The sequence below is a fragment of the Mesorhizobium sp. M2A.F.Ca.ET.046.03.2.1 genome, from assembly GCF_003952425.1.
Classification (GTDB): Bacteria; Pseudomonadota; Alphaproteobacteria; order Rhizobiales; family Rhizobiaceae; genus Mesorhizobium.
In genome coordinates, this window is record NZ_CP034449.1 from 4,229,569 (window position 1) to 4,243,743 (window position 14,175).

9 protein-coding genes and 1 tRNA gene are annotated in these 14,175 nt (G+C 62.4%); 3 read left to right on the plus strand and 7 right to left on the minus strand.

Annotated features, from left to right (window positions below; genetic code table 11):
* Window positions 1-282 precede the first annotated feature (282 nt).
* Window positions 283-585 carry a cupin domain-containing protein gene (locus EJ072_RS37340; RefSeq protein ID WP_348639269.1) on the minus strand — a complete coding sequence of 101 codons (303 nt, stop codon included), beginning with the start codon at window positions 583-585 and terminating at the stop codon, window positions 283-285.
* A 563-nt stretch (window positions 586-1,148) separates the two neighbouring features.
* On the minus strand, window positions 1,149-2,894 hold the full coding sequence (locus tag EJ072_RS20190) for an adenylate/guanylate cyclase domain-containing protein (RefSeq protein ID WP_126083693.1): 1,746 nt from the start codon (window positions 2,892-2,894) through the stop codon (window positions 1,149-1,151).
* 389 nt (window positions 2,895-3,283) lie between these two features.
* Between EJ072_RS20190 and EJ072_RS20195 the strand changes: the two genes are divergently transcribed.
* Window positions 3,284-4,582 (plus strand): NAD(P)/FAD-dependent oxidoreductase, encoded by a 1,299-nt coding sequence (locus EJ072_RS20195; protein WP_126083694.1) that lies wholly within the window; start codon window positions 3,284-3,286, stop codon window positions 4,580-4,582.
* Window positions 4,583-4,754: 172 nt separating this feature from the next.
* Here the strand turns inward: EJ072_RS20195 and EJ072_RS20200 are convergent, their stop codons facing one another.
* From EJ072_RS20200 to EJ072_RS20210, 3 genes are all read right to left on the minus strand, one after another.
* Entirely contained in the window at window positions 4,755-8,150 is a 3,396-nt protein-coding gene (locus tag EJ072_RS20200) for an adenylate/guanylate cyclase domain-containing protein (protein WP_126080984.1), read from the minus strand.
* A 431-nt stretch (window positions 8,151-8,581) separates the two neighbouring features.
* A tRNA-Arg gene (locus EJ072_RS20205) sits at window positions 8,582-8,658 on the minus strand.
* A 110-nt stretch (window positions 8,659-8,768) separates the two neighbouring features.
* On the minus strand, window positions 8,769-9,932 hold the full coding sequence (locus EJ072_RS20210) for a M20 aminoacylase family protein (RefSeq protein ID WP_126080985.1): 1,164 nt from the start codon (window positions 9,930-9,932) through the stop codon (window positions 8,769-8,771).
* A gap of 221 nt (window positions 9,933-10,153) precedes the next feature.
* On the opposite strand from EJ072_RS20210, the gene EJ072_RS20215 reads away from it, so the two are divergent.
* Together EJ072_RS20215 and EJ072_RS20220 are read left to right on the plus strand one after the other, a co-directional pair.
* Complete coding sequence (locus EJ072_RS20215) at window positions 10,154-11,323, plus strand: D-alanyl-D-alanine carboxypeptidase family protein (protein ID WP_126080986.1); 1,170 nt, start codon at window positions 10,154-10,156, stop codon at window positions 11,321-11,323.
* 5 nt (window positions 11,324-11,328) lie between these two features.
* The gene (locus EJ072_RS20220; RefSeq protein WP_126080987.1) at window positions 11,329-12,465 is read left to right on the plus strand and encodes a GTP-binding protein; all 1,137 of its coding nucleotides are present in this window, start codon (window positions 11,329-11,331) and stop codon (window positions 12,463-12,465) included.
* 19 nt (window positions 12,466-12,484) lie between these two features.
* On the opposite strand, the gene EJ072_RS20225 is transcribed toward EJ072_RS20220, so the two are convergent.
* The gene (locus tag EJ072_RS20225; protein ID WP_042643420.1) at window positions 12,485-12,736 is read right to left on the minus strand and encodes a sulfurtransferase TusA family protein; all 252 of its coding nucleotides are present in this window, start codon (window positions 12,734-12,736) and stop codon (window positions 12,485-12,487) included.
* A gap of 75 nt (window positions 12,737-12,811) precedes the next feature.
* Window positions 12,812-14,101, minus strand: a complete 1,290-nt coding sequence (locus tag EJ072_RS20230; RefSeq protein ID WP_126080988.1) for a murein L,D-transpeptidase family protein — start codon at window positions 14,099-14,101, stop codon at window positions 12,812-12,814.
* Window positions 14,102-14,175 lie beyond the last annotated feature (74 nt).

Here is a 14,175-nt window from a genome sequence, read left to right on the forward strand (position 1 = left end):
CGCAGTACCCGTTCGGTTCTACGCGACGGAAGGTGTCAAAACGTGGTAGAAGAAGGGACGGCAGCAAACACGCTGATCGTTGCCATTTCTGACAGCACGTTCTCGCCGCTCGCCAAGTCCGCCTCGGCGCCTACAAATCGCCTACAAGCGCGTGGTCAACGTCGAGAGCTGGTCGGTCGTAGCGGTTTCGCAGATGGGCGAGTGCTTTTGGATCGGCGCACCTTGTGCCGCAAGTTTGGCGAGATTTTCGAAATAATGCTCGTGACCAGCGGGACACGGTCATTAGCACGCAGGCCGGTTTCTCGCTGACGTCGTGATGTTGTGCGGCACTTCCGGCGGGATGAAAAGATAGGTTCCGGGCGTTGCGCGGACCATCCTCTCGCCGACATGCCATTCGCACTCGCCGTCGAGCACGTAGAAGTCTCGTCCTGCACCCGATGAACATGCCGCCCGGTGGCGAACCCCGGAGGGACCGTCCAGTCTCGCGTGCCTGCTATTTTCGCCGGTGACGAGGAAGACCATGGGATGACCACGCAGCATAACGCCCCTTTTTCGGGGCATGCGAATGACGGCATCGGCGCACATGTGACCCTATGACTAGCGATTTGCTCCTGTAAGCACTGGTGCAACATCGGCTGCCCACGCCGGAAATCCGTCGCCAAAAATTTGCTAAAAGTCTCGAATGTTCGCTAGGGGCGACCTCTATCAGTTCGGCCGGTTCCGCCTCGATCCAGAGGTGGGAATTCTCTTTTACGGCGCCGAGCCGACCATGCTTGGGCAACGCGCCGTTGCGTTGTTGCGCCTGTTGATCCAAAACGCCGGCGCACCCGTGTCCAAGGACGCTTATTTGCGCAGAATGACATTGCGACGCAGCCCTCAAAGGAGCAGGTCAATTGCCATTGGGCGGGGGTGGAAACAATGACCGTTTGGGCTCACGACCTGGCAGTTTGAATGTCGGATATCGTCGTTTTGGGGCCGGAAGCCGTCATTCCGCTTCCGGCCCCAAGACGTCATGAGAGCTTTGCGCAGCATGTTCGGACGTTGAAGTCAGCTTCGCCAATGTCTCAAAGCGGACATAACCGGCGACCTCGCTAGAAATCGTGGTTCGCCGAGAGCCGCCGTTGGCGTATTTCCGACCGGCACACTTGTCAGTCAGGCAGCCCGGCCTTGCGCATCCCCTCGACGAAGTATTGGACCACGACCAAATGGCGCGCCGGCTGGGAGGCAGCCCACCGTCCCAGGGAAAACTGGGGGTTATTGGCTATAAAGATGTTCGCTTCTCGACGAGCTTCGCGGTCGCGGTCCACCATTGCAAGCGCGGCTGCAAGCACCTTCCTTGATCCCGAGCGATAGGTCGCCTCATTGCGCAGGGTGTCGATTGCCGCATCATATCGGCCGGCAGCGTAATGGACCATTCCCAAGATCCAGAAATACCAGCCGGCTGGGTGCGGATTAAGCCGAAAAGCTCTGAGGATCATGTCCCTGGCCTCAACGATACGGCCGTCCCACATCAGCATTTCGGCACTCATAACAAGGGTATCCGCGTGGTTGGGGTCGAGCGCCAGAGCGGCGGCGAAAGCGGCTTCCGACTCTGCCCAACGACGCTCATAGGCCTGCAGGTAACCAACCACCCAGTGATTGCCAGCGTCGTTCGGGTCGAGTTCTACGGAACGAAGCGCAAACTCGATCGACTCCGGCCTCTTGGTTTCCGGCGAGCCTATGCTGTGAGCCCAATACGACCAAAGCGTGAAGGCCAGCCAGCGCATGGCCTCAGCATAATCCGGCTCGATCGTGACCGCTTCTCTCAGCAGGATCTCGCACTCGCGGATTGCTTCGGCGGATCCGGCAAGGTGGGCGATGAGTGGACGCGCTCGCAAGCAGAGTTCATAGGCCTCGAGATTTTTCGGGCGGCTGCGCGCAGGCAAAGTGGTAAGTCGGCCGACAAGGGCCTCGACAATTTTGCCCGTTACCTCGTCCTGCACCGAGAATATGTCTTCGACGCTGCGGTCGAACCGCTCAGCCCAGAGGTGATCGCCGCCGGTCGCGTCGATAAGCTGGACGTTAATCCGAACGCGTCCGTCGAGGCGGCGCGCACTGCCTTCCAACACATAACGGACGCCAAGCTCGCGGGCGATCTGGCGGACGTCTATCGCCTTGGCTTTGTAAGCAAACGTGGAGTGTCGCGCGATGACGAACAACCCCTCATTTCTAGACAGGTCGGTGATTAGGTCTTCAGTCAGCCCATCCGCGAAGACGTCCTGCTCGCGATCGCCGCTCATGTTGGTGAACGGAAGAACCGCCAAAGAAGGCTTGGCGGGAAGCCTCGGCGGGGTCGGTTCGATGACACTTTCGATATGACCGCCCGGCGGCGGCCGCAGACGATACACGCGCACGGGTTCAGCAATATTCTTTAGTGCTTGCTCTCCCAAATCGTCAAAGGTGGCGTCGAGCTTGCGCTTTACCTGGTCGAACACGCTCGCGGAAATGCACACTTCGCCAGGCTCCGCGACGGTTTCGAGCCGCACCGCAACATTGACACCATCGCCATAGATATCACTCCCCTCGACGATGACGTCACCGAGGTTGACCCCAATGCGCAAAGTTATGCGCTTGGGCTCAGGCAGTGGCCCATTCGCCTTTGCTGTTTCGTGCTGCAGATCAAGCGCGCATTGGGCGGCGTTCACCGCGCTTGCGAACTCCACCAGAACCCCATCGCCCATTACCTTTACGAGACGCCCATGGTATTTGGCGATGAGAGGTGCCAGGACTTCGCTGCGCCGCTGCTTGAGCGCTTTGAGAGTTCCCACTTCGTCGAGCCCCATCAGGCGCGAATACCCCACGACGTCCGCGCTCATTATCGCGGCGAGACGTCGCGGCGCGCTTTGCTTGGCCATCCGGCACCAGAACGATCGTGACTGCTGCATCAGGATAGTCACGGCGTGCAGACAAGTCCATAAGTGTCACTGTTCCGTCGGTGAGCCTGGACCAACCGATGCTTTCCCGCCACGACAGGATCAGAAGCGCTCCGGTCTGCCGAACGTCGGCCTTGCGCTTCGGATCAGCCCTTGGCACCGCACCCGTGAGTGACTGTCAGCGGAAGACGATATCGTGATTAGAAGAGATGGCAGTCGATAGTCGACAGAGGTTCGGGGCGGGGATGCTTTCGTCCTTTGCAATTCCCGGAAACAGCTGTTTGCAGTATGCTGCCGCATTTCCAGGGTGAGCCTGGTGTCGTTCGCCCTCACATGCAGTCGTTGTCGGCGGCACGATTTTGGCGGGGACCATGAGGGGGATTCTTGATGCGATCGTCATAGGCGCTGGCTCGGCCGGGCTTGGCGTCAGCTATTTCCTGCAACAACGTGGCTGCACGCACCAGGTTCTCGAGCGAGGCTGCATAGGCGAGACGTGGCGAACTCAGCGCTGGGACTCTTTCCGTCTGAACTCGACGAATTTACGCACCATGCTGCCCGGCGACTCCTACGACGGGCCGGACCCCTGGGGCGCGATAACGCACCACGAATTCGTCGCCTATCTGGAAGGCTATGTTGACCGGTACCACTTGCCGGTGCGCACCAGGGTGGCGGTCGAGCGGCTGGATTCCGAGAGCGGCACCTACCGGGTCACGACTGATTGCGAGACGCTTGTGGCCCATTCGATCGTGATTGCAACGGGCAACCAGTGCCGCCAGGTCCGGCCACCCTGGTGGTCAGACCTGCCGACCATTTTTCGCCAGGTCGATTCCTCAGCCTACCGCAACCCGGCCGAGCTTGTTGAGGGCGCCGTGCTCGTCGTCGGGAGTGGTCAATCGGGTGGACAGATCGCCGAGGATCTGGTGCAAGCCGGACGTCGGGTATTTCTGGCGACCAGCCGCACTGGCCGCCTAGTGCGCCGCTACAGGGGTGGCGACTCGTTCAACTGGCTCACCATCTCCGGCTTTGCCGACGTGCCGCGCTGTCAGCTCATCGTGGAAAACGGCGGCAGGCCTCCGGCGCGCCCGCTGCTCGGCGCGACCCACACAATCAGCTTGCAGTCGCTTAGCGCCCAAGGGGTCGTATTGCTCGGGCGTTTCAATGGCATCGTGAATGGCAGCCTGGCCTTCGGGGATGACGTCGACGACCACATGCGCTTCGCAGACGAAACCTCGGCCTACGCGAAGCGGGTTATCGACGAGTACATCGAGCGCGCCGGCATCGATGCGCCGCCGGCTGAGGATGATCCTGCCGAAACGGTTGCGTCGAGCGTGCCGAGCCCGCCGATCCGATCGATCGGCTTGGCCGCAAGCGGCATCTCCTCGATCATCTGGTGCACCGGATTCTCGGGCGACTTTTCATGGGTGAAGGTTCCCGGGGCTCTCGACGAGGCCGGCCAGCCGAAGCACGAGGACGGTATAGGCACCATTCCCGGGCTCTATTTCGCCGGCCTCGATTTTGCGGTAACGCGGAAATCAGGCACCATTCCGGCCGTTGCAGAGGAGGCGGACCATCTGGTGAGCCACATCGCAACAAAAGTGAGTCGAATACTTCGGCCAATCCCGGCCGCGGAGAATCACATGGGCCATTCTCAATTCGATGATGCTAGATAGGCGCGAGCGCGTAGCTTGGAACGTCGGAAAAAGTCGGCACCAAGCGACCGCCTCACGCAGAAGCAAGTCTGGGCAATTCGCTTTTTTCTGATCGTGAAAGACTGGAATGACTGCAATTGGCGCGACCGCGCCCGTTGAACGCGCTGCCCCTTCCACCAACAAACGGCCAGGGCTATTCACGCCGGGCCGAGGGTGAGCCAAATAGCGTAGCACGCTCCAGCTCGCTGAGCAGGGCCTCGGCTTCTCTGACGTCGGCAGTTTCAAAACCCTCGGTGAACCAGTCGCGAACGTGTGTCAGAAAATCGTGGGCCTTCTCCCCGGCGCCTCGCTCCGCCCACAGGCGTGCGAGTTGCGTCGCAGTTCGCAACTCCCACCATTTGGCGGCCTGCGCCCCAGCAGTCTCTACCGATTTGCCGAAAGATTCCGCCGCCAAGTCGCCGTCGCGACCAGGCTCGCGCAAAGCAAACTCCCCTTTCAGTCGGTACAGCTCGGCATCAAACCAACGCTCGCCGGTCGAAGTCGCACGCTCGAACGCGTCGTCGAGCACGCGTCGCGCATCTTCAACGTTGCCACTACTAAGGTAAGCCTCAGCCAGAATAGACCCGTAGTACGGCATCATCACCAGGTAACCGGCGTTCACGTCGTGCTCGTAGCAGGATTTGAGGGTCTCGAGGCCTTCGGTTGCATTTCCTTCAGCGATGAGTGAGGCAGCTCGAAAGCCCCGTCCCTTGTTCAACATTGCAGGCATGGCCTTTTCGGACGCGAGAGCAATCAGGCGCTCGCTGTCGCGCCGAAGGGCGAGCCAGTCTTTGCACAAGTGGTAGTAGACGCACGTGTTGGCGAGAGCCAACGCGATCGCGAAGGGCTGGCGCGTTTTCTCCGCAGTTTCCAGACCCTGCCGACACCGGCGGTACCCCTGCTCGGGGTAGCCCAGAATGAGCAGCGTCCGGGCAAGGTAGAGGTTCGGTCCGGCGTCGGCGATATCCGCACCGAGCAGAGGGTCCAGGACAGGTGCTCTCGTCGAGACCCGCTGTTCCAGGAAAGAGCGTGCGGTGGCAAAATCGCCCATCCAAAGGGCAACGAATCCGGCTGCGTCCGCTCCGATTGGGCCACCCTCGCCGTATGCGCGCGACGCCGCGCGCATCAGCTCGTTTTCGACTTCGCGCGCGCGGTCGAGCTCCGCGCGATTGTAGTAACAGAGAAACTCGCCATAGCAGGCACGGAGGTTCTCGTGCTCCGCTCCCGTTTGCCCTGCCAAGAATCTGGCGCGGGCATAAGCGGTGCCCGTTTCGACCGCCGCCGTGCCTTTAGCCGCCCGGAGCGCATCCCCGAGCGCAAGGCGGAGCCCGAGTTCAAGTCGGTTGCGCTCCAAGCCTTCCGGCAGCGTTTCGAGAAGCGAGAGACCGTTATTGAGCTGGCCCAACGCTTCTATTGTCGCCGAGCGCATGATCGCCGTGCGTGCCGCAGCCTGATAATATGGCACTGCCTGCTCGACGAGCCCGGACCTGCCGTAGTGGCCGGCGACGAGTTCGGGATGAGCTGTGGCCGTGTCCTTGAATCTGTTGACCAGCGCGTCGGCAATCGCGCCGTGCAGTTCCCGGCGGCGCCTTTTGAGGAGCGATTCGTAGGCGGCGTCCTGAATGAGAGCGTGCTTGAAGATATTTGCCGGGCTGGCCGTGGTGCCGCCGCTCAAGATTAGCTCGGCTCCGATCAGTTCCGAGAGCGCCGTCTCCAATTCACCGGCAGGCATGTCGCTGACGCTCGCCAGCAGCGCACGATCGAACTCCCGCCCAATCACGGCACCGACTTGCGCGGCATGCCTTGCGGAGGGTGGCAGGCTGTCGAGCCGAGCCATCAGCGCGTCCTGAAGTGTCACCGGAACCGTGACTGCAGGCAGCGATCCCAAGAGGTCGAAATGATCCCCTGCGTCGACAAGGACGTTGAGATCGCGCATCGCCTTGGTCAATTCCTCGATGAACAGCGGAACGCCGTCGGCGTGCGCGACGATCTCGTTCAAGACTTCCTGCGGAAGACGCTTGCCTGCAACGGCCTCGGCCACTGCGGCCGCCTCAATCGGATCGAGCCGTTCGAGCACGATACAGTCAACGTGTGCGCCGCTCCAGGTCGGCTTGAACTCCGGCCGAAAAGTGATGAGCAGCAGCAGGGGCAATTGGGCGATCCGATTGTTGATCCGATCGACCAGTTCCAGCGTCGTCGGGTCGAGCCATTGTGCATCTTCGACGACCATGAGCAGCGGATGCCGCGTCGCGAGCCCCTCAACCCAGTTCAGCAGCACTTCAAAAGTTATGGTCTTCCTCTGCTGAGGGGTCAGATCACGTAACGAATGCTGCTCGCCGGTTCGAACGCCGAGCAGATCGGCGATGACAGGGATGGCGCCAGTGGTATCGGGCAAAGCCCTTCCGAGAAGAAGCTCGAGCTTCCTGAACGGTGTTTTGTCCGGGTCAATGTTTGCAAACTCCGCAGAGCGCCGGATTTCCGAGATGACGGGCCGTAGCGCCGAGTTCGTGTAGTACGGCGAGGCGTCGAAATGGATTGCCTGGAGCCGGTCCCCTCTCAGTCGATCCACGAAAAAGCGCACCAGTCTCGATTTTCCGATCCCGGGCTCCCCGGCTACGAGGACAACCTGGCCCATCGTTCGCCTGACCCGCCCCCAGCGCTCGAGCAGCAGATCGATCTCGCGGTCTCGGCCGACGAACGGCGTGAGTATCGTGCCGTGAAGTCCCTCGAACCGACTTTCACTGCGCCCGATGCCGTGGACCCGCCAGAGGGCTACCGAGGGGCCGATCCCCTTGATCGGCTGCCTTCCCAGGTCCTCCAGGTCGAAAATCCCTCCGACGAGGTGCCGGGTGGTTTCGGAAATCACAACCTGGTCCGGCCCTGCCGCCTGCTGCAGCCGTGCTGCGAGGTTCGGCGTCTCCCCGACGATCTCGTCCGGGCGCTCTGCCTCCCCTTCCCCTAGGCTTCCGATGACCACCAACCCTGTGGCAATACCGATGCGTGCACGAAGGTGAGGAACCTCTTGCGTCTTGATTCCACCGGTTGCTGCCACAATGCGAAGGGCAGCCTTGACCGCCCGTTCAGCCGCGTCCTCCTGTGCCTTCGGCCAGCCGAAATATGCAAGAATGCCATCGCCCAAGAACTTGGCGACGTGCCCTCCCAAACGGTCCACTTCTTCGGTTACCGCGCTTCGGTAGCGCCGCATCACCGCCCGCAGTTCTTCGGGGTCGAGCTGTCGGCTTAGCTCGGTCGATCCGACGAGGTCGACGAACATCACCGTGAGCTGCCGCCGCTCCGCCTCTGTCGGGGCAGAAAAAGGCAGCGCCGTCTTCAGCGATATGGATGCGCCAACGGGCGGCGACCTCGAAACAGGGGCCAGTGAGGCAATCGCATCGAGCAGCTTGCGCCGGTGTCCGACCGAGGTCACGCCGAGTCTCGCCAGATCCTCGGCCCTCAGGTGGGCAAGAACCTCTCCACTAACATCGTTGTCGCGAAAGGCCTTCTCGTATTGTCCCAGGCCGATACCGCGAAGCCAGGTGGCGACGTTCACCTCCCCCTCCTGAATGAAAGTGCAATAATACACCAAAAGGCCCTCATGGATGCGTGAAAACGGGTCCGAGAGAGTCGATTCGGCCTCAGCCTGAAGGTCCCCTTAATAGGACCAGAAATGTCTGCAAGTGGCGGCGCAAGAATGTCCTTCCGGAACCGGAACTGATGACCCAAGTCGGCCGAGACGTCGCGACAGCGTCAAACGCCGCCTTCGACTAAGCAGATCGCTATTGCCGGAATCGGGTCGACTGCAGAAGGGCTACTGAAGCAACGACAGGCGAGACCTGACGGTCCGGCTTCGGCCCATTTCAGCCGTTCACCGACAACTGTAGGAAGGTCGCTCACGGCCTAAAGTTTAAAGGTTTGCATAATTTGCCGTACTTTTCGAGCAAAAATAGTACGGCGACTTCAGAGCCAAGCCATTGAAATTCATGGTGATCCCGACAGGAATCGAACCTGTGACCTACAGATTAGGAATCTGCCGCTCTATCCTACTGAGCTACGGGACCACGCGGCCCGACACATAAACGCTTCGGGCCGGTTCGCCAAGAGGAGTCTGAAAGCCGATCAGGCGGCCGTCTGCGATGGGCGGCCGCCTCCTCTTGCCAAGCCAGTGCCGTCAGGCCGCCAAGGCCGTCTCGGCCAGCTTCACCCAGTAGCTCATGCCGTGCGGGATGACCTCGTCGTTGAAGTCGTAGGCAGGGTGATGCAGGCCGGCCGAGTCGCCGTTGCCGATGAAGATGAAGGCGCCGGGTCGGGCTTCCAGCATATAGGAGAAATCCTCGCCGCCCATCACCGGCTGGATGGTGCGATGGACATGCGCGTCGCCGGCGACGTCGGCGGCGACATCGCTGGCGAAGACCGTCTCTTGCGCATGATTGAAGGTGACGGGATAGTTGGCGTCGTAATCGACCTCGATCGTGGCGCCGAAGGCGGTCGCGATGCCGGCGCAGATGGCGCGCATGCGCTCTTCCGATTTCTTGGCCACTTCCTTCTTCAGCGTGCGGACGGTGCCGGCGATCTCGGCGCTTTCGGGGATGACGTTATAGGCGTCGCCGGCGTGGAACTTCGTGACCGACACCACCACGGCCTCGACGGGGTCGGTGCTGCGCGAGGCGATGGTCTGCAGCGCGCCCACCAGCTGGCTGGCGATGACGATGGGATCGATCGTGCCGTGCGGCATCGCGGCATGGCCGCCACGGCCCTTGACGGTGATGGTGAACTCGGCCGTCGCGGCCATGATCGGACCGGGCTTGATGGCGAACTGGCCGACCGGCAGGCCCGGCATATTGTGCATGCCGAACACCTTCTCGATGTCGAAGCGTTCCATCATGCCGTCCTTGACCATCTCGTTGCCGCCGCCGCCGCCTTCCTCGGCCGGCTGGAAGATCACCGCCACGGTGCCGGCGAAATTGCGCGTCTCCGCAAGATATTTGGCGGCGCCCAGGAGCATCGCGGTATGGCCATCATGGCCGCAGGCATGCATCCTGCCGCGCACGGTCGAGGCCCATGGCTTGCCGGTGATTTCGTCGATCGGCAGCGCGTCCATGTCGGCGCGCAGCCCGATCGTCGGGCCATCGCCCTTGCGGCCGCGGATGATGCCGACGACGCCGGTCTTGCCCAATCCCGTCACCACTTCGTCACAGCCGAAGGCCTTCAGCTTCTCGGTGACGAAGCCGGCGGTCTGGAAGACGTCGAAATTCAGCTCCGGCGTCTGGTGGAGATGTCGTCGCCAGCCGGCGACTTCTTCCTGCATTTGTGCGGCGCGGTTGAGAATAGGCATGATCGGTCCATCTCTCGGTTGATTGGCGGCGGTCGGTTCAGAACCGATGCTCAGCAATTGTGATTGTGTTGAACTTTGCCATTTTGGCGTCACATAGGGTAAATAGCACCGCAACAATGGGGTCCGGGTCGAGGGGCCGGGCCGCATTTATGCTGGCGATGGGTAACGAAATCTTACGGACCCAGTGGCGATTACGGCAAGAGGCGATTTCGGATTTGATCATGCGGCAGAGGCATTTCCTCAACCTGTTGCTGGCGGGCGCGCTGGCGCTTCCGGCGTTTGCCGGCGTTGCGCGCGCCAATCCGGTGGTCCTGTTCGACCTCAAGAGCGGCTCCATTCTGGAGCATCAGGACGCGTTCAAGCGCTGGTATCCGGCCTCGCTCAGCAAGCTGATGACGGCCTATGTCGCCTTCCGCGCCATTCAGGCCGGCGAGGTGGCGCTCGATTCGCCGATCAAGGTGACCAAGCATTCGGCCGGCGAGCCGCCGAGCAAGATGGGCTTCAAGCCCGGCTCGGTGATGCGTCTCGACAATGCGCTGAAGATGATGCTGGTCAAATCGGCCAACGACATCGCCATGGCCGTGGGCGAGAATATCGGCGGGTCGCAGGCGGCCTTCGCCGACCGCATGAACGCCGAGGCGGCCCGGCTCGGCATGGTCGGAACGCATTTCGTCAACCCGAACGGGCTCTATTCGCCGGAACAATACACCACAGCGCGCGACCTCGCCGTGCTGGTGACGGCGCTGCGCAATGATTTTCCACAGTATGCGCCCTGGTTCTCAATCGAAGGCCTTGCCGTCGGCAAGAAGGCGCTCCCGAACTATAATCTGCTCATCGGCCGCTATCCCGGCGCCGACGGCATGAAGACCGGCTTCGTCTGCTCTTCCGGCTTCAACATGATCGGCTCGGCGACGCGCAACGGCCGCACGCTGGTCGCCGTGGTGCTTGGCGAGAAATCGGCTGTCAGCCGCGCCGAGGCGGCCGCAAAGCTGCTCGACCAGGGTTTCGATACGCCGGCGGAGAGTTCGACGACGCTGGCCGCTCTCAAGCCCTATGGCGACACCCTGTCGCCCAACGACATGCATGACGAGATCTGCAAGAAGAAGCCGAAGGAAGAGCAATCCGAGGCGGCCCCCGAGGTCGCTGCCAAGGATAAGCCCAAGTCGCCCTATCAGGTGAAGCTCGACCACCCGACGCTGATCGCGGTCGGCCTCGGGGGCGCAACCGGACCGGCGCCCAAGGCATTCGTCGACCAGGCCGATCAGAACTATGCCGATGTGCCGGTGCCGAGCTGGCGGCCCGACAGGCCGGCGCCGGCCGACGCCGAGCCGGCGGCGACCGGAACGGCAGCCGCCGCGGCGCAAGGCGACCAGCCCGCCAAGGCGAACTAGCCATCATGAAGGGCGGCTTTCCCATCCCCGTCTCCGTTCTCACCGGCTTTCTCGGCGCCGGCAAGACGACGCTGCTCAATCGGCTGCTCAAGGATCCGGCGCTTGCCGATACGGCGGCGATCATCAACGAGTTCGGCGAGGTGGCGATCGACCACCTTTTGGTCGAGCAGGCATCCGACGGCATCATCCAGCTCTCCGACGGCTGCCTCTGCTGCACGGTGCGCGGCGACCTGGTCGACACGCTTGCCGATCTCGTCGACCGGCTGCAGACCGGCCGCATCGCGAAACTCGCCCGCGTCGTCGTCGAGACGACGGGTCTCGCCGATCCTGCGCCGGTGCTGCAGTCGATCATGGCGCATCCTGCGCTGGTGCAGGCCTTCCGGCTCGACGGCGTCATCACGCTGGTCGACGCCGTCAATAGCGAGGCGACGCTCGACGCCCATGTCGAGGCGGTGAAACAGGCGGCGGTGGCCGATCGCATCGTGCTGACCAAGACGGACCTTGCCGATGCGGCCGAGGTCGAGGCGTTGCTGGCAAGGCTGAAGCAGGTCAATCCGGGCGCCGTCGTGCTCGACGTCAACGAGGCCGGCGCCGCGGCGCTGTTCAATTGCGGGCTTTATGATCCCGAAACCAAGTCCGCCGACGTGCGGCGCTGGCTTGGCGAAGAGGCTGCGCATGATCAAGATCATCACCATGATCAGGATCATCACCAAGATCATCGCCATCATCACCATGACGGCGATCATGATCACCACCATCACGAGCACCGCCACGATAGGCGCGTGCGCACGCACTCGCTCGTCCATGATGGGCCGGTGCCGTTCTCGGCGATCGAGATGTTCCTCGACCTTCTGCGCTCGACACATGGCGAGAAGCTGCTGCGCATGAAGGGCGTCATCGAGCTCGCGGAGGATCCGTCGCGACCGCTTGTCATTCACGGCGTGCAGAAGATCCTGCATCCGCCGGCAAGGCTGCCGGCCTGGCCCGACGGTCAGCGCGGCACCAGGCTGGTGCTGATCACGCTGGACATGCCGGAAGATTATATCCAGCGCCTGTTCGCGGCCTTCACCAACAAACCGTCGATCGACACGCCGGACCGGGCCGCGCTCGAGTCCAATCCGCTGGCAATAGCCGGGCTATAAGCAAAAAAACGACGCCGGCTCAGGCCGCGCTGCCGCGCTCGACCAGGAAACGATGACCGCCAGTGACCGCGGCCGTTTCGACCAATTGGTGACCGGCATCGGCGCAGAAGGCCGGGATATCGATGACCGCGAGCGGATCGGTGGTTTCCAGCCAAAGCCGGCTGCCCGGCCGCATGGCCGCCAACCGCTTGCGGGCTTTCAGCACCGGCAACGGACAGTTCAGTCCCTTGAGATCGTAGATGGCGGGCGGCTTTGCCCTTTGTTCATGCATGTCGTTATCCCAAAACCGCCTTACACCCTCGGGTCAATGCCCGAGGGCATGCTTTTGGGCGACACGCATTGGGTCTCAGCCGCCGAACATGCCGAGCAGCTTCTTCTTCAGCTTCGACACGGTGCCCTGGTCGGCGTCGGCGGCCTGCTGGGTTTCCTGCGCGGGCGCTGGCTCCACGCCGGCGGTGACGACCGGCTGCTGCGCGGCCTGCTTGGCGGCTTCCTTCTCGGCCAGCGCTTGCGCCTTGGCCTGTTCCTTGGCGGCCTTGGCCGCCTCGATCGCCGCCAGGCGCTGCTCTTCCGCCTTGCGCTTGGCCTCCTTCTCCGCGTCGAGCGCGGCCATCTTGCGGCCGGCCGGCGAATCGATACGGCCCATGCGGGTCGTTTCCGTCACCGAGCCATCCGCATTCATCGACGGCGGCTCGATCGGCACGCGCTCGCCGCGGGCGCGGCGCTTCGACCAGTCGGAGACGATGCTGGCTTCCTTGATGCCGGCAATGGTCGGCTTCGGCGGCGGGTTGCTGGAATTCACCGCCGAATTGAAGGCCGCGTCGTAGCTCTTCTCGTAACTGGCGAAGGCGGTCTTCAGCGAATCCGGCTGCGTCGTCGGGGGGCAGGGGCCAGTCGGGTCGAAGGTCGTGCCTTCCGGCGCGACCTGATTGAAGACGTAGCGCTTCTCGCAGACGTCGACCTTCGGCGGCACCTTGGTGATCTCGAAATTGTCGTATCCGACCTTCAGCATCTTCCAGAACTCGTAGTTCGGGTCGTTGCGGTAGCGCGCCATGTTGGCGGCGGTCATGCGGAAGGGGAAGGCCTGGATCTGGAACTCGGTCTGGCCGCCCTGGAAAGCGTCGCGGCCGAAGGCATAGATCTGCTCGATCTGCGCGTCGGTCATCGAATAGCAGCCGGAGGACGAGCAGGCGCCGTGCACCATCAGGTTCTGGCCGGTGCGGCCATTGGCGCGGTCATAGGCGTTGGGGAAGCCGATGTTGAAGGACAGATGATAGTTCGAGCGCGGATTCATCTGCGAGGGACGCACCGTGTAGAAGCCTTCCGGCGCCTGGCGGTCGCCCTCGGTGTATTTGGGGCCGAGCTTCCCCGACCATTTGCAGATGTCGTAGCTGGCGACGAGATCGTAGCGGCCGTTGGTCTTGGCCTTCCAAATCTCGAGCTTGCCTTCTTCCTTGAAGATGCGCGCCATCACCGAGGAGGTGCGCACCATGCCCTTGGCCTTCATGTCGGCGAGGATCTTGTCCGGCAGCGGCTTGTTGGCCTCCGGCGCGAAATCCTTCATCGACGAATCATTGCAGCCGGCGACGCCGATGGCGGCGATCAGGACTCCGGTGCGGGCAAGCTTGGCAAACATCGGTGCGGCTACGTCTCTTCTCTCGGGCCAACGACTCTCGGCATAGCCGGGCCCGCAGGCTGAACACCAGTGGA

Bases quoted from the DNA above. Each gene is read 5' to 3' on its own strand.
- EJ072_RS20195 (WP_126083694.1), top strand. From the start codon at position 3,284: ATGAGGGGGATTCTTGATGCGATCGTCATAGGCGCTGGCTCGGCCGGG.
- EJ072_RS20225 (WP_042643420.1), bottom strand. From the start codon at position 12,736: ATGCATGAACAAAGGGCAAAGCCGCCCGCCATCTACGATCTCAAGGGA.
- EJ072_RS20215 (WP_126080986.1), top strand. From the start codon at position 10,154: ATGCGGCAGAGGCATTTCCTCAACCTGTTGCTGGCGGGCGCGCTGGCG.
- EJ072_RS20190 (WP_126083693.1), bottom strand. From the start codon at position 2,894: ATGGCCAAGCAAAGCGCGCCGCGACGTCTCGCCGCGATAATGAGCGCG.
- EJ072_RS20210 (WP_126080985.1), bottom strand. From the start codon at position 9,932: ATGCCTATTCTCAACCGCGCCGCACAAATGCAGGAAGAAGTCGCCGGC.
- EJ072_RS20220 (WP_126080987.1), top strand. From the start codon at position 11,329: ATGAAGGGCGGCTTTCCCATCCCCGTCTCCGTTCTCACCGGCTTTCTC.
- EJ072_RS37340 (WP_348639269.1), bottom strand. From the start codon at position 585: ATGTGCGCCGATGCCGTCATTCGCATGCCCCGAAAAAGGGGCGTTATG.
- EJ072_RS20230 (WP_126080988.1), bottom strand. From the start codon at position 14,101: ATGTTTGCCAAGCTTGCCCGCACCGGAGTCCTGATCGCCGCCATCGGC.